This window comes from Aliirhizobium cellulosilyticum (genome assembly GCF_014198105.1).
Lineage (GTDB): Bacteria > Pseudomonadota > Alphaproteobacteria > Rhizobiales > Rhizobiaceae > Neorhizobium > Neorhizobium cellulosilyticum.
This window is the reverse complement of the sequence record NZ_JACIGW010000001.1, coordinates 1167933-1185454: the sequence shown is the minus strand read 5'-3', so window position 1 is coordinate 1185454 and position 17522 is coordinate 1167933. Positions and strand designations below refer to the sequence as shown.

Below are 17522 nucleotides of genomic sequence, written 5' to 3'. Positions count from 1 at the left end.
TGAACATTGCGGTCTGCCGGACTCCAGTCTTACTAACTTAGTCCATTGGACACAGATTTTAAGCCCCCTTTGCGGCGGCGCAATCACTATTCCGCCAGAGAGCCGTTCAACCTGCAAAAATTAACACCCATCAGCCCATCGGATGCAAACGCCAAGCGTCCGCACCTGACGATTGTCAGCGACGAAGACATTAAATCGCGGTGTGGGGTTAATCTCACAGGGACGACCGGATAAGGTCGCTCCCTATTAATGGGATTGCATTCGCCGCGTTACAAGAGGCGAACGAGCGATAACGGCGCGACCGAAGGCGGAATCAAAAAGCGGGCCTAAGCGGCCCGCCGGAATGTGTTGGCACCAATGCTCAGTCGAGATCGACGTCGAGGATGGCCATCGAGAAATTGTAGGAGCGCTCGTCGTCCTCGTCATCAACATAGACGACACCGAGAAACTCTTCACCCAGATAGACCTCTGCCGAATCGTCCTTGCGCGGCCGTGCCTTGACAACGATCTGCGGATTCAAAAGGCGCTTGAAGTAAGCGTCGATTTTCTTGATTTCGTCGGGCTTCACGACAATCTCCGTTTTCTATTCACGTTGCCGCGCTTGTTGCATGCGACCGCGGCAAAAGTAAAGCCGACAAGCCTTGGGCCTGCCGGCTTCGACGATTATCCACCGGCGTTTCTATAGCCGGCAGCACTCAGTCTTCCGACATCAGCAGCTGATCCATGACGCGCGCTGGCTCCGAACAGCCCGCCTCCCCGACCACTTTCGCCGGCACCCCGGCAACGGTCGACTTAGACGGAACGGGTTTCAGCACCACCGAACCGGCCGCGACACGCGAGCACGATCCGATCTCAATGTTGCCGAGGATCTTCGCACCGGCGCCGATCAGCACGCCATTGCCGATCTTCGGATGGCGATCGGCACCTTCCTTGCCTGTTCCCCCAAGCGTCACACCATGCAGGATCGAGACATTGTCACCGATGACTGCAGTCTCGCCGACGACGAGGCCCGTGGCATGATCAAGGAAAATGCCCTTGCCGATCCGCGCCGCCGGGTTGATGTCCGTCTGGAAGACGCTGGACGAACGGCTCTGCAGATAGAGCGCGAAATCACGGCGCCCACGTGCATAAAGCCAATGGGCCAGGCGATGCGTCTGGATCGCATGGAACCCCTTGAAATAGAGCACAGGCTCCAGGAAGCGCAGGCATGCCGGATCGCGATCGTAAAATGCCTGGATATCGACGCGCAGGATGGAACCCCATTCCGGCCAGGCATCCAGCATTTCCATGAAAGTCTGGCGAAGCAGAACCGCCTGCAGATCCGGATGATCGAGACGCTCGCAGATCCGGTGAACGACACATTCTTCCAGGGAACGATGGTTCAGCACGGTGGAATAGAGAAACGCGGCAAGAAGCGGATCCTGCTCGATTGCAAGCCGCGCTTCCTGCTGCAACGTATCCCATATCGGATCGACCGTCGCGACGGGTTCTTTGATGCGAATGTCCACTCTTGAGGGCATGACCCACTCCATAGTCGCCTGCAGGCTTTGGAAGACCATTATATAGAACAGGATTACCGGAACGCCAACGCAGGTAAAATCGCATTCCGTTGATCATTACGATCAGAGAACCTGTTACCGACCTGACAGTGCCGCATAAAATTCGAGAACCGCCTTCTTGAACACCCTGTCTCCGACCGCAAGCATGTGATCGCGGTTCGGGATATCGAGCGCCCGCGCATCCGACATGAGGTCGGCCAATTCCTGGGCAGATCCGGCGATATCATCCTTAGTTCCGACACCGATCAGCGTCGGGGCCTCGATCCGCCCCATATCGGAACGCGCCACCAGATCGCGCGAGCCACGGATACAGGCCGCAAGAGCCAGCTTGTCGCTCTTCGTCTGGTCCGCAAAAGCACGAAACATCTTACCACGCTCGTGCGTGATCGCATCGACATCCGGCGCAAGCAAAGCGTCCGCAATCGGGTCCCAGTCACCCACGCCATCGGTCATGCCGATTCCGAGACCACCTAAAACCAGCGAACGGACCCGTTCCGGATGAGCGAGCGCCGCAAAGACGGAAATCCTTGCTCCCATCGAATATCCGAACAGATGAGCGTCCGGAATGCGCAAATGGTCGAGCAGCGCCACGGCATCATCGGCCATGACCCATGGGCGATAGGCTTCCGCGTCGAGCGGCTTGTCGCTTCCGCCGTGGCCGCGATTGTCGATGGCAATAACTCTGTGGCCGGCATCGCCAAGCGTCTTCAACCAGCCGGGATGCACCCAGTTGACCAGCGCGCTCGAAGCAAAGCCATGAATGAGAAGCACCGGTTCGCCGGACGGTTCACCCTCGTCGAAATAACGAAGATTGATTCCGTCATGAATGAAGGACGAGAAGGCGGGCGCATTCAAATTCATCGGACTATCCCTTGTTTCGGGCGACCTATAGTGGATCAGGGATCGCCAATGAACCCGCTCGATAAAAAAATGCGGATGTTTCCCCCCTACACAATCGATGCGCGGGCAGATAATGTCCGGCGAAATCAAATGGCAGGGAGACGACCATGGCTGGCCACAGCATTCCTCACTTTCAAAACGATGGCGGATATCCGGTTATCCAGATCGGCGTGAAGGAATTCATGTGCACCGGTGCTTCCGTGCCCTTCGACCATCCGCACATCTTTATCGATCTCGGCGACGACAGCGAGAAGGTGTGCTCCTACTGCTCCACCCTCTATCGCTATAATCCGGGCCTGAAAGCCGATCAGACCGATCCTCCGGGTTGCGTCTTCCACGTCAAGGCAGCATAAGTTTAAACTTTCAGGCAGCAAGCCGATGCATCTCGACAGGATTGCGATTGTGGGAGCCGGCATGGCCGGCCTGGCTGCAGCGCTTAGCTTTTCCCGCTTGGGCATGGCTTGTGACATTTTTGAAGAAGCCGGCGACCTTGTGGAAGTCGGTGCGGGCCTGCAGATGTCGCCGAACGCATCAGCAATCCTTGGCGAACTGGGCGTGCTGGCCGGACTCGAAAAAATCTGGACCGAGCCGCGCGAAATCGCCCTTGTCTCCGGCACATCCCTCAAGAAGCTGGCATCCGTTCCGGCAGGTGATTTTGCCAGGGATCGCTGGAAAGCACCCTACGGCGTACTTCACCGTGCGACGCTGCAGGCAGCATTGCTTTCAGCGGTGGAGCGAGATCCGCTCTGCTCGATCCGGCTTGGCACACCCATAAGAGGCGGCTTGCCAAAAGCCGTTCGGGAACTCACCGGAAACTCCTACCCGCTCGTGATCGGTGCCGACGGAGTGTGGTCCAATGCACGCGCGTCGGTGGAGGATGCTCCCCAGCCCGATTTCTCCCGGAATATCGCGTGGCGCTTTACCATTCCGCTCGATGAAGCACCCGACTGGCTTGCGCGCGATTGCGTTACCGCGTTCATGGGGCCGTCGACACATCTCGTTGCTTATCCTTTGAGAGAAATGAGCGAGTTCAACATCGTTGCCATCGCGTCAGGCATAAGCCCCGGTGCCACATGGGAAGCGCAGGCGAACGAAGGCCAGAAAGCGATGCTGGTCAGGCAGTTTGGTGGCTGGAATGCGGAAATCACCGCGCTGTTGAGCCGCTTGCCCCGACCGACATTCTGGCCACTTCACGAAGTGACGTCGGGTCGCTGGCACAATGGCCGCGACGTGGTGCTGATCGGAGATGCCGCACACGCGATGATGCCATTCTCTGCACAGGGCGCTGCCATGGCAATCGAGGACGGGTTCGTGCTCGCCAACGAAGTGAAGAAGTCAAGTTCCCTGCCCGCCGCCCTGGCCGGCTTTGAAGCACAGAGAACCAGCCGCGCGGCGAGGGTCAAGGCTCGCGGGTCGTTCAACCGCTTCGCGTATCATGCTCGCGGTCCATTCCGTATCGGTCGCGATATCGTCCTGTCGCTGCGTCCGCCGCAATCTCTCGCGGCGGATCTGGATTGGCTTTACGGATACCGCGTCAGTTGATCAGACGGCAGCGGCTGCGAGGAAGCCCTGCTCGAGATCCTTCTGGAGGTCGGCAACGTCTTCCAAGCCGATCTGCAGGCGGATGACCGGGCCTTCTTCGGGCTGTTTGCGGATCGTGCGGTCAGACAGATTAACCTGTAGCGCCAGGCTTTCGAACCCACCCCAGGAATAACCGAGACCGAAATAGCTCAATGCATCGAGGAACGCATGCGCTTTTGCCTTGGCGTTGTCTGCGTCAGCCTTGAGCACGAAGGAGAAAATGCCGCTGGAACCCTTGAAATCACGCTTCCAGATCTCGTGTCCTGGGAAACTCGGCAATGCCGGATGCAGCACACGCGCCACATCGTCGCGCCCTTCCAGCCACTGCGCGAGAGCAAGCGCGCTTTTCTGATGATGCTCCAGACGAACACCCATGGTCCGCAGACCACGCAGGATCATGTAGGAATCATCCGGCGCACCGCAGATACCCATGAGGATGCGGGCTTCCTCCAGCTGCGGCCACCACTTGGCATTGGCGGACACCGATCCCATCACGATGTCGGAATGGCCCGAAGGGTATTTCGTCGTTGCATGGATTGACACGTCCACACCGAAATCGAGCGGTCGGAAATAAAGCGGCGTCGCCCAGGTATTGTCCATCGTCACGACGCAACCATGCTTGTGTGCGGCATCGGCAATCGCACGAATATCCTGCATCTCGAATGTATTGGAACCCGGCGCCTCGGTGTGCACCAGCTTCGTATTTGGTTTGATCAGAGCCTCGATACCGGCACCGACTTCCGGGTCGTAATACTCGATTTCCACGCCAAGGCGCGTGAGCATCGTATTGCAGAAATTTCGGCAGGGCGTGTAAACCGAATCGACGATCAAAGCATGGTCGCCCGCCGACAGGTAGGCCAGAAACGGCACCGAGATAGCTGCCAGCCCTGACGGGACCAGAATCGTGCCTGCTGAACCTTCCAATTCGTCAAAAGCAGCACACAATGCGTCTGTGGTCGGTGTTGCACGGGTACCGTAAGAGTAAGGCTGGCCTCGGCTCTCCATCGTCGCAGAATCAGGAAACAGCACGGTCGAGGCATGAACGACCGGGGGATTGACGAAGCCGTGGTAGGAGCGCGGATCATTTCCGATATGCGCAAGTCGCGTATTAGCGCCGGCAGCGCCGAGCATGGAAGATTTTCTGGTCATCTGGTGGGAAAACTCTCTAGGCGGGAAAGCTTTCTTGTCGCGCTGCGAAGCCTGGAGGTCAAGCCCGGTCGATACGTCGTAAAGTTGAGCATAGATCAGATGCAAAACATAAAGGCACTGAATTCAGCACATACTGCATAAGCCATCGGCAATTGCTCAATCACTGAGCAAAAAACTAAATTTTACCTTATTTCAAACGCAATTCCTGCTGGTGAGACTTGACCCCCACAGCATTTGCGAATGAGATAGGCTGGCTCGCCGCTGGAGGGTTGGCGAGCAACCGGCCGTATTCGAACAACGATCAAGGGGAGCGGCCCGGTGACGTCAGAAAATAAAACACAAACAAAGGTTGGGAAAATGAAAAAGACAATTCTGTCAGCCGCGATTGGCGCTGCAGCCCTGGGCTTGGCCTCGGCAGCATCGGCAGCCACGCTTGATGACGTTAAGGCAAAGGGTGTCGTCACCTGCGGCGTCAGCGCTGGCATTCCGGGTTTCTCGAATCCAGACGACAAGGGCGAGTGGACCGGTATCGACGTCGATTACTGCCGCGGTATCGCTGCCGCCGTGTTCGGCGACCCGACGAAGGCTAAGTTCGTTGCCCTGTCGAGCAAGGACCGTTTCCCGGCGCTGCAGTCCGGCGAAGTCGACGTCCTTACGCGCAACACCACCTGGACGATCAGCCGCGACACATCGCTCGGCTTCAACTTCCGTACCGTCAACTACTACGACGGCCAGGGCTTCATCGTGAAGAAGAGCCTCAACGTGAAGTCGGCACTTGAGCTTTCCGGCGCTGCTGTCTGCGTCCAGACCGGCACGACCACCGAGCTCAACCTCGCCGACTACTTCAAGTCCAACAACCTTCAGTACAATCCGGTCGTCTTCGAAAAGGAAGCCGACGCTACGACTGCTTACGACTCCGGTCGTTGCGACGTCTACACGACCGACCAGTCCGGCCTCTATGCAATCCGCCTGAAGATGAAGAACCCGGACGAGAACATGGTTCTGCCGGAAGTCATCTCCAAGGAGCCGCTTGGCCCGGCCGTTCGCCAGGGTGACGACAAGTGGTTCGACATCGTGTCGTGGGTTCACTACGCCATGGTCAACGCCGAAGAACTCGGCATCACATCGAAGAATGTCGATGAGCTGAAGACCAGCGGCGGACCGGACGTGAAGCGCATGCTCGGCAGCGAAGAAGGCTCCAAGATCGGTACCGATCTCGGCCTTACGAACGATTGGGCTTACAACATTGTCAAGCTGGTCGGTAATTATGGAGAAGTCTTCGACCGCACCGTCGGCCCGAACACTCCGCTCAAGATCGAGCGTGGCCTGAACGCTCTGTGGACCAAGGGCGGTCTGCAATACGCCCCGCCGATCCGTTAATCGGACCGACAGTGGACATGGGCATGGAGGTGGAGAAATCCGCCTCCATGCATCTAAAATTCCCGCAAGGGCAAAAAGTCTCCAAAAAGGAGATAAATAAACTAAGGGGATTCGTTTATGGCCGGCATGGCCCTCAATTCCGAAACGTCTGACACCAAAAAGCGGGCCTCGTCCCTGATAAACGACCCGAAAGTGCGCGGGATATTCTATCAGGTCCTGACATTGGCGCTTCTCGTCCTCTTCGTGTGGACCGTCACCCAAAACACGATCCACAATCTGCAGAAGGCAAACATTGCCTCCGGTTTCGGATTTCTTCAGGGCCGCGCCGGTTTCGACATCGGCCAGTCGCTGATCGCCTATACAAGTGACTCCACCTATGGCCGCGCGCTGCTCGTCGGCATTCTGAACACCTTGCAGGTAGCCGTTCTTGGCATCATTACGGCTTCTATCATCGGCTTTATCGTCGGCATCGCCCGCCTTTCGCAGAACTGGCTCATTGCCAAGCTCGCGCAGGTCTATGTGGAGTTTTTCCGCAACATCCCGCCGCTGCTCGTTATCCTGTTCTGGTACAAGGGCGTCATCGCCGTACTTCCGCAAGCGCGCGAATCTCTGAATCTGCCCTTCCAGAGCTATCTCAACAATCGCGGCCTGTTTGTGCCAAAACCGATATTCGGAGATGGTGCCTGGGCAATCGCCGTAGCGTTTCTGATCGGTATCATCGCTACGGTGTTCGTAGCGCGTTGGGCAAAGAAGCGACAAATGCTCACCGGAAAGCCGTTTCATACCGTTTGGACGGGTTTGGCGCTAATCATCGGCTTGCCGATCCTGACTTTCCTGGCACTCGGCGCACCGATCACCTTCGACTTCCCCGTTGCAGGTCGCTTCAACCTGACAGGTGGTTCGGTTCTGGGACCGGAATTCATCTCGCTCTACCTGGCGCTCTCCTTCTACACGGCTTCCTTCATTGCCGAGATCGTCCGCTCGGGCATCAAGGCTGTGCCGAAGGGCCAGACCGAAGCTGCAAACGCGCTTGGGCTACGCTCGAATGCTATTACGCGACTGATCGTCCTCCCGCAGGCGCTCAGGATCATCATCCCACCACTGACAAGCCAATATCTGAACCTCACCAAGAACTCGTCTTTGGCGGTCGCGTGCGGGTTTGCAGACATTTATGCAATCGGCGGAACGATGTTGAACCAGACCGGCCAGGCAGTTGAGATCGTTGCTCTTTTCCTTGTCGTCTATCTGTCCATCTCGATCACCACGGCGATATTCATGAACTGGTTCAATGCCAAAATGGCCTTGGTGGAGAGATAATCATGGCCACGACCTCTTCAACTTTCGTGCGCCAGGACATGCTGGCGCAGCAACCGGCGCCGCTCGGTGTCAGCGGCCCGTCACACTGGTTCAGAACCAAGTTGTTCGCAACGCCGAAGGATACGGTTCTGACCATCCTGGCGCTTGCGCTGCTAGTCTATGTCATCCCAGGCATGATCAATTGGCTGTTTATCGATGCCGTCTGGACCGGTTCGGACCGCACGGCCTGTGCGACCGTCATCCAGGGCGGCATTCTTCCAGACGGTCAATCCGGCGCATGCTGGGCTTTTGTCGAAGCAAAATTCCAGCAGTTCATGTTCGGCCGGTACCCGGCTGATGAACGCTGGCGGCCGATCCTCGTCGCGGTCCTTTTTGTGATCCTGCTCATTCCGATGCTCATTCCGAAGGCCCCCCATAAGGGATGGAATGCGCTGGCGCTCTTCATCATCCTGCCGTTCATCTCGTTCTTCCTGCTGATTGGCGGCTTCGGCCTTCCGCATGTCGAGACCCAGCTCTGGGGCGGATTGATGGTAACGCTGATCCTCTCTTTCTTCGGGATCACCGTATCTCTGCCGCTTGGCATTATCCTGGCGCTCGGACGGCGTTCGCAAATGCCTGTAATCAAGACGCTCTGCGTCGTCTTCATCGAGATAATCCGCGGCATTCCACTCGTCACGGTTCTATTCATGGCAAGCGTCATGCTGCCGCTTTTCCTGCCGGATGGATGGACGTTCGACAAACTGCTTCGCGCGCTGATCGGCGTTTCGATCTTCGCCTCCGCCTATATGGCGGAAGTCATTCGAGGCGGTTTGCAGGCGATTCCGAAGGGACAGTTTGAAGGGGCGGACTCGCTGGGATTGACCTATTGGCAAAAGACGCGGCTGATCATTCTGCCGCAGGCAATCAAGTTGGTCATCCCAAGCATCGTCAACACTTTCATTGGCCTGTTCAAGGATACGTCACTCGTCTCGATTATCGGCATGTTCGACCTTCTGGGGATCGTTACGCTCAACCAGTCGGATGCCAACTGGTCGACGCCGGTCACGCCGGTCACCGGTTACATTTTTGCCGGTTTCATATTCTGGCTTTTCTGCTTCGGCATGTCGCGATACTCCGCCTTTATGGAGCGACACCTCGACACCAGCCACAGGCACTAGCCGCAACAAGAGTTAAAGGGGAAAACAATGGCTGAAGCCCTAACGAAAAAACTGACCGTTTCCTCGACCGAGGTTGCAGTCGAAATCATCGGCATGAACAAGTGGTATGGTGATTTCCACGTGCTGCGCGACATCAATCTGAAGGTGATGAAGGGCGAGCGCATCGTCATTGCCGGGCCTTCGGGCTCCGGCAAGTCGACGATGATCCGTTGCATCAACCGGCTGGAAGAACATCAGTCGGGCAATATCCTCGTCGACAATATCGAGCTTACCAACGATCTGAAGAAGATCGACGAGGTGCGCCGCGAGGTCGGCATGGTGTTCCAGCACTTCAACCTCTTCCCGCACCTGACCATCCTGGAAAACTGCACGCTGGCTCCGATCTGGGTTCGCAAGATGCCGAAGAAGGAAGCCGAAGAGATCGCGATGCACTATCTGAAGCGCGTCAAGATCCCGGAACAGGCCAACAAATATCCGGGCCAGCTCTCCGGCGGCCAGCAGCAGCGCGTGGCGATCGCCCGCTCGCTCTGCATGAAGCCGAAGATCATGCTGTTCGACGAACCGACCTCGGCGCTCGACCCGGAAATGGTCAAGGAAGTGCTCGACACCATGGTCTCGCTTGCCGAAGAAGGCATGACCATGCTGTGCGTGACCCATGAGATGGGTTTTGCCCGCCAGGTCGCAAACCGCGTCATCTTCATGGATCAGGGCCAGATCGTCGAGCAGAACTCGCCGGCCGAGTTCTTCGATAATCCGCAGCACGAGCGCACCAAACTCTTCCTCAGCCAGATCCTGCACTGAGGACAGCTAAATATCGAGATGAAAAAGGGCGCCTGAAGCGCCCTTTTTCATCTCACCATTTGTAGGAATAACTCGCGTTAACGCTCGATACCGTCGTTGCATCGGTGAAGTTTCGGTTCACGCTGCCGCTCAGCGTTATGTTCTCACCGAGAGGTTGCTCGATCCCGAAACTGGCAGCAACTGCCGAAAAATTCGCGGAACCATTGGCAACGGCTACGAAGGCGGTTCCGCTCTCACGCTGCCTCAACTTGATCGATTGGCTCGCGTCCAGTCCTGCCCAGTCTTTTTGCACACCGTCATAGCGAACCACATAGCTGGATTGACGCTCAAGATTGAAGGTTGGCGTAGCAATCTGCTTTTCATAATAGTTCATGCTGATCGCAGCGCTGCCTGCATTGCCATCCATATTGATCCCGATATCACGGCTCATCTGGTAAGCGGGGCGCTTCCTATCCTCGGTTTTTATCCTGCTCCAGAACTTGAGAGGTGTATTCACCACCTCACCAGTCTTCGACGAATCCACACCGACATTGAATCCGGCCTCTGTTTCGAGCCGCACGGGCAGCCGAAGTCCCAGCTTCACGGCGTAACTTGTGTCCGAGTTCTTGATCGGCTGCCATATCAATGGACGTTCATCCGCCCAACTTGAACTAGAGATGGAGGCTGCAAGCAAAACCGCACCCGCCAGGGCGAGAATATTTCTGTTCATATGTATCCCCACTCGAAGGCTCAAAGACAATGCAAAGGTCCGGGCCGCTCAGCGCGGCCCGCAAAAACCATTTCAGTGTATTGAAGGCGCCAAACGCGAAGCTCCTGCTCCCGGCACCAAAATTACCTTCCCCTGCGTGACGCAACGGAACCGATGAACTGGATAATAGCTGAGAATGCGACGCAGCGAAATTCCAAAAGTCCTTTCGCATATGCGAACAAGCGCGGGTAAAATTTCACCCCAACGGGAACAAGATCGGCCTTGAGTCGTTGCTGTCTGCCGATTTGAGGGAGACAGCGATGAAGCTGACATTTGTGTCAACGTTACTGATTGCCTTGGCGCCAGCACTAACCGAAAGCGCCTCTGCCGCGTCGATAACCTATGGCAGCTTGGGAATTATCAAGGGATCGGATGTCGAAAATCGCTTCTTGAGCGCACGCGACGAATGCACGCTTGAAGCTTCAACGCCGCCGCGCGGACACCCATTTTTCGACAATTTCCTCAATCAGGCTGCGCTGAGAGCCTGCCTCTATCGCCAAGGCTTTTCGAGCAAGGGGGATTATGTCTATCCGGTTCCCCTATTCGGCAATCCCGTGCGTAGCCGATAAGCAGGGTGGTGCCGGTCAGCAAGCTCTACAAATCGGGTTCATCAGGAGTTCTTTACCCGCCTCCGGGTTACAACAAGCTGCATGTATCTGCGATATGGAGAAAGAAGAGAGTGGCGACCCCTGCAGGACTCGAACCTGCGACCTGCTGCTTAGAAGGCAGCTGCTCTATCCAGTTGAGCTAAGGGGCCTTTAAGGCGGCAGCTAAGTGCCGCAATAATCAATGCGTCCAGGGCTGCAGGCGATTGAACCGGAAATTGTCGGTATAGGATACCGCCTGCCTGTTTGCGTCTTTCGGGTGGATGACCCGGTATTCGATGCCCTCGCGCTGCGCATAGGCTTCAGCCAGTTCCTGCGTCTCGAAAGTCAGACGGAGCTGCTGCTTCATGTCGCCGGATGACGTATAACCCAGGATCGGATCGATGCTGCGCGGCGTTTCAGGATCGAATTCCAGAACCCATAGACGGGTCTTGGCCTTGCCAGACTGCATTGCAGTTTTTGCAGGACGATAAATCTTCGCAGCCATGAGTTCACCAACCCCATAAATTCGTCCGCGATCCAGGCATCCTATCTGCCTGAGAACGCCGCCAACCGATTCAACGATATCGCAGCATTGCGGTACCAACGCTTTTGCCGTGTCCCCGGTTCATTGTCAACGACCTCCATGGCCATTGAAACAGCGGAGGCTAGGGCCAAGCCCCGACTTCTATCTTACAATCGTCAGCGTCTCGGCGGCCCGGGTGATCGCCGTGTAAAGCCAGCGCTCACGCGTATCGCGAAACGCGAAGCTCTCGTCGAACAACACGACATTGTTCCATTGCGAACCCTGCGCCTTATGGCACGTCAGCGCATAACCGTAATCGAACTCGTCGTAACGCTTGCGCATAGACCACGGAATTTCTTCCTCGCTCTCGAAGGCAGCCTTGAGAAGCTTGATCTTCGCGGCACCGCGATCCATGTCGTCGTCTTCCGGGCGGATCATCAGGTTGATGCCCGGCTTCACCGTTTCTCGTGAGGCGCTCATCACCTGCCAGAGCGAACCGTTGAGCAGGCCCTTGACCTGGTCGTTCCTCAGGCAGACCAGCTTGTCGCCGGATTGCGGATAATCGGCCGTAAAGCCCTTCAGCTCGCGCAGGCGCTGGTTATAGCGCTTGCGGGTGCGGTTGGTACCGACAAGAACCTGGTCGGCACCAAGCACAAGATCCTGCGTCACCTCGTCGCGTGAAATGACCTGCGCCTTTCCGTAATCCCCATACATGATCTCCTTGCCCTCGCGCACCTGCATGGCGAGCTGGATGATCGGGTTGTCTTGCGCCTGGCGATGGATTTCGGTCAGGAGATAATCCGGTTCCTGCTCGGTGAAGAAACCGCCGCCTGAAACGGGCGGCAGCTGACCGGGATCGCCGAGAACCAGGATCGGTGTGCCAAAGCTCATCAAATCTTTGCCAAGCGCCTCGTCGACCATCGAGCATTCGTCGATGACGATGAGGGCTGCCTTGGCGACGGGGCTTTGGCGATTGATGGCGAACATCGGCGCGATCGAGGTCTTGCCTGTCTCTTCGTCTTCGACCGCCTCCTCGCCGCGCGGGCGGTAGATCAGGGAGTGGATGGTCTTGGCATTGCGGGCGCCTCTGGAGCGCAACACCTGCGCCGCCTTGCCGGTAAAGGCTGCAAACAGAACCTCTCCGTCCACATGTTCGGCGAAATGTTTGGCAAGCGTCGTCTTGCCGGTGCCGGCATAACCGAACAGCCGGAAAACCTGACTGCGCCCATCCTTCAGCCAGCGCGAAACGGCCTTGAGGGCCTCATCCTGTTGCGGTGCAAATTGCATGCCGGGACTTGGCAGGATTCTCGGAGAAAGCGCAACATAAAAGAACGAAAGATGAATCAAAGCCGAGGATAACGGCGCCTGCTGCGCTTATCGGCCGCCTGTCTGTCGAAAATGAAAAAAACTTCGGCTCGTCGGGAATAAATTCGCGCATGCCGGTGTCATGACATCGGTGGCCGGGAGAGAGCCACCTCAAATCAGGAGACGCCCGATGAAAAAGCTCATCCTCGCTACTACCGCATTCGCCGCGCTCGCCACCGCAGCCCTAGCCGCCAGCCCGTTTACGACGGTCAAGACCGACAAGGGAAACGTGCTTGCCGGCGAAAAAGGCATGACGGTCTACACTTTCAAGAACGACAAGGCTGGCACATCGAACTGCTACGACAAATGCGCCCAGAACTGGCCGCCGGTCATGGCCGCTTCCGATGCCAAGCCTGATGGTGCATACTCGCTCGTCACCCGCAAGGACGGGGCAAAACAATGGGCCAAGGACGGCATGCCGCTCTATTACTGGGTGAAGGACACCAAGCAGGGCGACACGACCGGTGATGGCGTGAACGGTGTCTGGGATGTCGCCAAGCCCTGATCTTCCCAACTCGGAAAGGGCGACCGGGGGCGAGACCGAAGACGTCGCACCGGTTGCCTTTGAAGCAAGAATCCTCGCTCTCCTGCCGCAACTCAGGCGCTATTCACGCAGCCTGACGCGATCAGACACGGAGAGTGAGGATTTGCTGCAGGACTGTGTCGAAAAGGCCCTCGTCAGCCGCAGCCAGTGGCGCGGCACAAATTTCAAGGCATGGGCCTACCGGATCATGACTAATCTTCATCTCAACGCGCACCGATTTCGCATACGTCACCCGTCGGTGACAACCGATGGCAGCGAGATCGAGGATCTCGTCATGACATCAGCAGATCCGCTCGAAAGCCGAAAGCTCATGCAGTCTCTGGCGAGCCTTCCGGCTGAATTTCGGGTCGTTCTGACATTGGTTGTCGTCGAGGGGTATACCTATCAGGAGGTAGCCGACATGCTGGACATTCCCATCGGGACGGTCATGTCGCGGCTATCGCGCGCACGCCATGCCCTCAGGGAAAAGATGCGCGAAGCCAAGATCATTCCACTGCGGAGACCCCGATGACAGAGCGCCGCTCCATCTCCGAGGAACAGCTGCACGCCTATGTCGATGATCTCCTCGACGAAGCGGATCGCCGGCGCGTGGAAGAATTTCTCAGTGAAAATCCCGAGGCGGCAGAAATGATCGCCGACTGGCAGTCGCAAAACGACGGCCTCCGCTCAGCCTTTGCCGGTTACCGGAAATCGTCAGCCGCAGACCTTCAACTGGTTACCATGAGCGGCAACCGGACGAGGAGCCTGCGTGCAAGCCGCCTGTCGCTCGTCGCAGCCTCGGTTGCGATCTTCGCGCTTGGCGCGCTGGGCGGGCATTACGCCCCTGCCCTGTTTGAGAAATCCGAACTCGCGCAGGCCTATGCCGATGCGCTTCCGCAGGAGGCCCACAACGCCTTCCTCGTCTATGCAAGCGAAGTCCGCCACCCGGTCGAGGTTTTTGCCGATCAGGAAGCACATCTTGCCACATGGCTCGGCAAACGGCTGTCGATCCCCGACCTCAAGGTGCCCAACCTGCAATCGCTTGGCTTTCGCCTTGTCGGAGGAAGATTGCTGCCAGTCGTTGGTACGGCGGGCGCCATGTTCATGTATGAGGATGCAGGCGGTCAGCGCCTGACCGTGATCGTCGGGCGCAATCCGCAAAACCAGACTACAAGCTTCCGCTTTGCCTCTGCCGGCGATATCGAGACGTTCTACTGGATCGACGGTGACCTGGGTTATGCCGTCACCGGCGAAATCTCGCGCGCAACGCTGCAGAAAGTCGCGGAGGAATGTTATCGCCAGTTTCCATCCTGACCGACGCTTGGCATCGGAAAAGAAAGTCTTAGGTTAGCCCTTTAAAGGCCGAACCGAGGTTTTGCATCATGCACGATATTGCCGCCGCCACTCTTCCCTCAGGAACGCTTTTGCCCTCGCTCGGACTCGGAACATGGAAGATGGGCGAGAATGCCCGGACCGCCAGTCAGGAGGTCGAGAGCCTGAAACGCGGCCTCAATCTCGGCATGACGCTGATCGATACGGCTGAAATGTATGGCGAAGGCGGAGCCGAACTTATTACAGGAAAGGCAATCGAGGGGCGGCGTGACGAGGTCTTCCTCGTCAGCAAGGTCTATCCCTTCAATGCCAGCCGCCAGGGCGTCATAGACGCCTGTGAGAGAAGCCTTCAAAGGTTGAAAACCGATCAGCTGGACCTCTATCTTCTTCATTGGCGTGGCGAGCATGATCTTGAGGAAACCGTGGCCGGTTTTGAGGAGCTGCGCAGAGCAGGCAAGATCCGCGAATGGGGCGTCTCGAATTTCGATGTCGAGGACATGGAAGACCTGATGGAGGTGGAAGACGGAGAAAACTGCGCCGCCAATCAGGTCCTCTACAATCTCTCCCGCCGGGGTATCGAACACGACCTCCTGCCCTGGTGTCAGGAACGCGGCATTCCTATCATGGCCTATTCGCCCATCGAACAGGGCCGGATATTGCGCAACACTGAATTGATCCGCATCGCCAAGGCCTATCAGGCAACACCAGCCCAACTGGTGCTGGCCTTTGTCATGCGAGCGCGAAACACGATCGCCATCCCGAAATCCAGCGATCCTCACCGCGTTGAGGAAAATGCTGGCGCGGCAGGGCTGGAGATCAGCAGGGAGGATTGGGCGGCACTCGACACAGTCTTCCCGCCGCCGTTCAGGAAACAGCCGCTGGAAATGCTGTGAGCTAAAGGTGCGCCCGCCCGGCAACGATCGCATCGATCGCTTTAAACACATTCGACGCCCGCCGGGTCTCGGAATCTCGATAGATCGGATAATCGATGAAGGCAGCAGCGGTAAGCTGGTCGATGCTGCGCGTTACGCCTCGGCGCTTCAAGACGATCGCTCGGGCATGCTCGCTCATGTGGTCATCGGTCAGGCCCCAACTGCTATAGAAGGGCGCGGCGTAACAGCGTACCGGCACACCGCGCAAAAGGGCGTCGAAACCGAACTGGCTGGCAACCGTCCAGACCTCGTCGACCACCTTCAGGATCGACGCAGCCGAGACAGGTTCAGCCGACAGCGTGACCCCCGCCCTGCCTGCCGCCATCTCGGTAAGATAGCCCTTCCTGTAGCCGGCAATAACGTCCGGATGAGTACGAACGATACACTGGGCACCACTCGCCAGCGCATCGTCGAGCATGGCGACGAAGGATGCCGATGAGCCGAGCGAAAGCGGAACGGAGACGTCTCCCTTTACTTGGTCGATCAGAAGAATTCTGCGTTTGCCGCTTGGCTCGAACTTCGGTTCCTGATGCGGAAGATGGTTGTATTTGGAAAGGCCATGCCGAACGATCGCGTCGCGCACGTCCCTCGCCTCCTGCCCGCCATCGTCTGACATTTCAGCGATAATTCGCTCCAGGCGCGACGCCTTCGACGCATCCGTTGACAAGGCCAGATCGTCCGCGACGATAGAAAATGGCAAAACGCCGGATTTTCCGAGTTGAACGGAACGGAGAAATCCATCCTCAAGCCGCCAATGCGGCAGATTGCGCGCCGCTGCTATCGTCTCCGTCATCTTTGCGACGATGCGGCCACCCCAGGCGATGGTTCCGCCAATGCCAGGAGCAAGGCAGGTCCGGACCTCAGGCAATCCGAGATAATCCTTCACCCACGGCATGTCTTTGCGAAGCCACCGCATGGCTCCGAGCGACGTTCCGACCGGGGGGAGCCAGGGCTTTCCCCCGATCCTGCCGGGATCATCATATTTCAAGGCAACGACCGTCCACGTTTGAGGCGAATTGTTATCGCCTACTCCGGACGGTCAGCTTTGTCCAATCGCGTTACATGCCCTGTGGGCCGCGATTCATCGCCGCGATGCCCGTGCGGCAGACTTCAATCAGTCCGAGCGGCTTCACCACCGCCACGAACTGGTCGATCTTCGAGGATTTTCCGGTGATCTCGAAAATGAAGTGACCGACCGTCGCATCCACAACCTTCGCCTGGAAGGCATCGGCAAGGCGCAAAACTTCGGCCCGGCTTTCACCGGTTCCGGCCACCTTGATCAGCGCCACTTCGCGCTCGATCGGGCGTTCCTGACCAAGCTGGCCCGCACGCACCGTCAGGTCGACGACCCGATGCACCGGAACGATCCGCTCAAGCTGCGCCTTGATCTGCTCAAGAACGGTCGGCGTACCGTTGGTCACGATCGTAATTCGCGATAGGTGGGATTCGTGTTCAGTCTCCGAGACGGTGAGACTTTCGATATTGTAGCCACGGCCGGAGAAAAGGCCGATGACGCGGGCAAGCACGCCCGGTTCGTTGGTGACAAGAACCGATAGCGTATGGCTCTCGACCTTGGCGGTTTCCGGGCTGATGAAATAGGCAGAACCGGTCGGCTGCTGATGTGCGTTCATGATCTGGGTCCGTTCCTTAAAATCTTGTCAGGAATGC

Annotated in this window: 20 protein-coding genes and 1 tRNA gene; 11 read left to right on the top strand and 10 right to left on the bottom strand. The window is 57.5% G+C overall.

The window, feature by feature from the left end:
• Positions 1-361: 361 nt before the first annotated feature.
• The 3 genes from GGE33_RS05535 to GGE33_RS05525 all read right to left on the bottom strand — a co-directional run bounded on the left by GGE33_RS05535 (position 362) and on the right by GGE33_RS05525 (position 2420).
• Positions 362-568 (bottom strand): DUF3126 family protein, encoded by a 207-nt coding sequence (locus GGE33_RS05535; protein WP_112457769.1) that lies wholly within the window; start codon positions 566-568, stop codon positions 362-364.
• Positions 569-695: 127 nt separating this feature from the next.
• Positions 696-1520: a serine O-acetyltransferase gene (gene cysE, locus GGE33_RS05530; RefSeq protein ID WP_183821520.1), complete on the bottom strand. Its 825-nt coding sequence runs from the start codon at positions 1518-1520 to the stop codon at positions 696-698.
• Positions 1521-1634: 114 nt separating this feature from the next.
• Entirely contained in the window at positions 1635-2420 is a 786-nt protein-coding gene (locus GGE33_RS05525; RefSeq protein WP_183821519.1) for an alpha/beta fold hydrolase, read from the bottom strand.
• 146 nt (positions 2421-2566) lie between these two features.
• Here GGE33_RS05525 and GGE33_RS05520 point away from each other — a divergent pair, with 146 nt between their 5' ends.
• On the top strand, positions 2567-2812 hold the full coding sequence (locus GGE33_RS05520; RefSeq protein ID WP_183821518.1) for a zinc-finger domain-containing protein: 246 nt from the start codon (positions 2567-2569) through the stop codon (positions 2810-2812).
• Between the two features lie 25 nt (positions 2813-2837).
• Positions 2838-4001 (top strand): FAD-dependent monooxygenase, encoded by a 1164-nt coding sequence (locus GGE33_RS05515; RefSeq protein WP_183821517.1) that lies wholly within the window; start codon positions 2838-2840, stop codon positions 3999-4001.
• Here the strand turns inward: GGE33_RS05515 and GGE33_RS05510 are convergent, their stop codons facing one another.
• Positions 4002-5189, bottom strand: a complete 1188-nt coding sequence (locus GGE33_RS05510; protein WP_183821516.1) for a cystathionine beta-lyase — start codon at positions 5187-5189, stop codon at positions 4002-4004. It lies immediately after the preceding gene.
• Positions 5190-5546: 357 nt separating this feature from the next.
• Here GGE33_RS05510 and GGE33_RS05505 point away from each other — a divergent pair, with 357 nt between their 5' ends.
• The 4 genes from GGE33_RS05505 to GGE33_RS05490 all read left to right on the top strand — a co-directional run bounded on the left by GGE33_RS05505 (position 5547) and on the right by GGE33_RS05490 (position 9844).
• Positions 5547-6569: an amino acid ABC transporter substrate-binding protein gene (locus GGE33_RS05505; RefSeq protein ID WP_148148041.1), complete on the top strand. Its 1023-nt coding sequence runs from the start codon at positions 5547-5549 to the stop codon at positions 6567-6569.
• A gap of 117 nt (positions 6570-6686) precedes the next feature.
• Positions 6687-7886 (top strand): amino acid ABC transporter permease, encoded by a 1200-nt coding sequence (locus GGE33_RS05500; RefSeq protein ID WP_183821515.1) that lies wholly within the window; start codon positions 6687-6689, stop codon positions 7884-7886.
• A gap of 38 nt (positions 7887-7924) precedes the next feature.
• A complete protein-coding gene (locus tag GGE33_RS05495) occupies positions 7925-9043 on the top strand; it encodes an amino acid ABC transporter permease (protein ID WP_394353629.1) in 1119 nt (372 codons plus the stop codon).
• A 27-nt stretch (positions 9044-9070) separates the two neighbouring features.
• The gene (locus tag GGE33_RS05490) at positions 9071-9844 is read left to right on the top strand and encodes an amino acid ABC transporter ATP-binding protein (protein WP_183686040.1); all 774 of its coding nucleotides are present in this window, start codon (positions 9071-9073) and stop codon (positions 9842-9844) included.
• Between the two features lie 52 nt (positions 9845-9896).
• Here the strand turns inward: GGE33_RS05490 and GGE33_RS05485 are convergent, their stop codons facing one another.
• Positions 9897-10553: a hypothetical protein gene (locus GGE33_RS05485; RefSeq protein WP_148147664.1), complete on the bottom strand. Its 657-nt coding sequence runs from the start codon at positions 10551-10553 to the stop codon at positions 9897-9899.
• 299 nt (positions 10554-10852) lie between these two features.
• Between GGE33_RS05485 and GGE33_RS05480 the strand changes: the two genes are divergently transcribed.
• Positions 10853-11161, top strand: coding sequence for a hypothetical protein (locus tag GGE33_RS05480; RefSeq protein WP_183821514.1), 309 nt, complete (start codon positions 10853-10855; stop codon positions 11159-11161).
• 111 nt (positions 11162-11272) lie between these two features.
• Here the strand turns inward: GGE33_RS05480 and GGE33_RS05475 are convergent.
• The 3 genes from GGE33_RS05475 to GGE33_RS05465 form a co-directional block, all read right to left on the bottom strand.
• Positions 11273-11349 (bottom strand) — tRNA-Arg (locus tag GGE33_RS05475).
• Positions 11350-11378: 29 nt separating this feature from the next.
• Positions 11379-11684 (bottom strand): ETC complex I subunit, encoded by a 306-nt coding sequence (locus GGE33_RS05470; RefSeq protein ID WP_148147662.1) that lies wholly within the window; start codon positions 11682-11684, stop codon positions 11379-11381.
• A gap of 180 nt (positions 11685-11864) precedes the next feature.
• On the bottom strand, positions 11865-12989 hold the full coding sequence (locus GGE33_RS05465; RefSeq protein WP_148147661.1) for an ATP-dependent DNA helicase: 1125 nt from the start codon (positions 12987-12989) through the stop codon (positions 11865-11867).
• Between the two features lie 208 nt (positions 12990-13197).
• On the opposite strand from GGE33_RS05465, the gene GGE33_RS05460 reads away from it, so the two are divergent.
• The 4 genes from GGE33_RS05460 to GGE33_RS05445 all read left to right on the top strand — a co-directional run bounded on the left by GGE33_RS05460 (position 13198) and on the right by GGE33_RS05445 (position 15815).
• Entirely contained in the window at positions 13198-13572 is a 375-nt protein-coding gene (locus GGE33_RS05460) for a COG4315 family predicted lipoprotein (protein ID WP_183821513.1), read from the top strand.
• Positions 13556-14122 (top strand): RNA polymerase sigma factor, encoded by a 567-nt coding sequence (locus tag GGE33_RS05455; protein ID WP_183821512.1) that lies wholly within the window; start codon positions 13556-13558, stop codon positions 14120-14122. Before GGE33_RS05460 ends, GGE33_RS05455 begins: the two co-directional genes overlap by 17 nt.
• Positions 14119-14904: an anti-sigma factor family protein gene (locus GGE33_RS05450; protein ID WP_183821511.1), complete on the top strand. Its 786-nt coding sequence runs from the start codon at positions 14119-14121 to the stop codon at positions 14902-14904. The genes GGE33_RS05455 and GGE33_RS05450 overlap by 4 nt, the downstream gene beginning before the upstream one ends.
• A gap of 68 nt (positions 14905-14972) precedes the next feature.
• Positions 14973-15815 carry an aldo/keto reductase gene (locus tag GGE33_RS05445; protein WP_183821510.1) on the top strand — a complete coding sequence of 281 codons (843 nt, stop codon included), beginning with the start codon at positions 14973-14975 and terminating at the stop codon, positions 15813-15815.
• 1 nt (position 15816) lies between these two features.
• Here the strand turns inward: GGE33_RS05445 and GGE33_RS05440 are convergent, their stop codons facing one another.
• Entirely contained in the window at positions 15817-16770 is a 954-nt protein-coding gene (locus GGE33_RS05440) for a capsular polysaccharide export protein, LipB/KpsS family (protein WP_183821509.1), read from the bottom strand.
• Positions 16771-16912: 142 nt separating this feature from the next.
• The gene (ilvN, locus tag GGE33_RS05435) at positions 16913-17485 is read right to left on the bottom strand and encodes an acetolactate synthase small subunit (RefSeq protein WP_112503697.1); all 573 of its coding nucleotides are present in this window, start codon (positions 17483-17485) and stop codon (positions 16913-16915) included.
• Between the last annotated feature and the right edge of the window lie 37 nt (positions 17486-17522).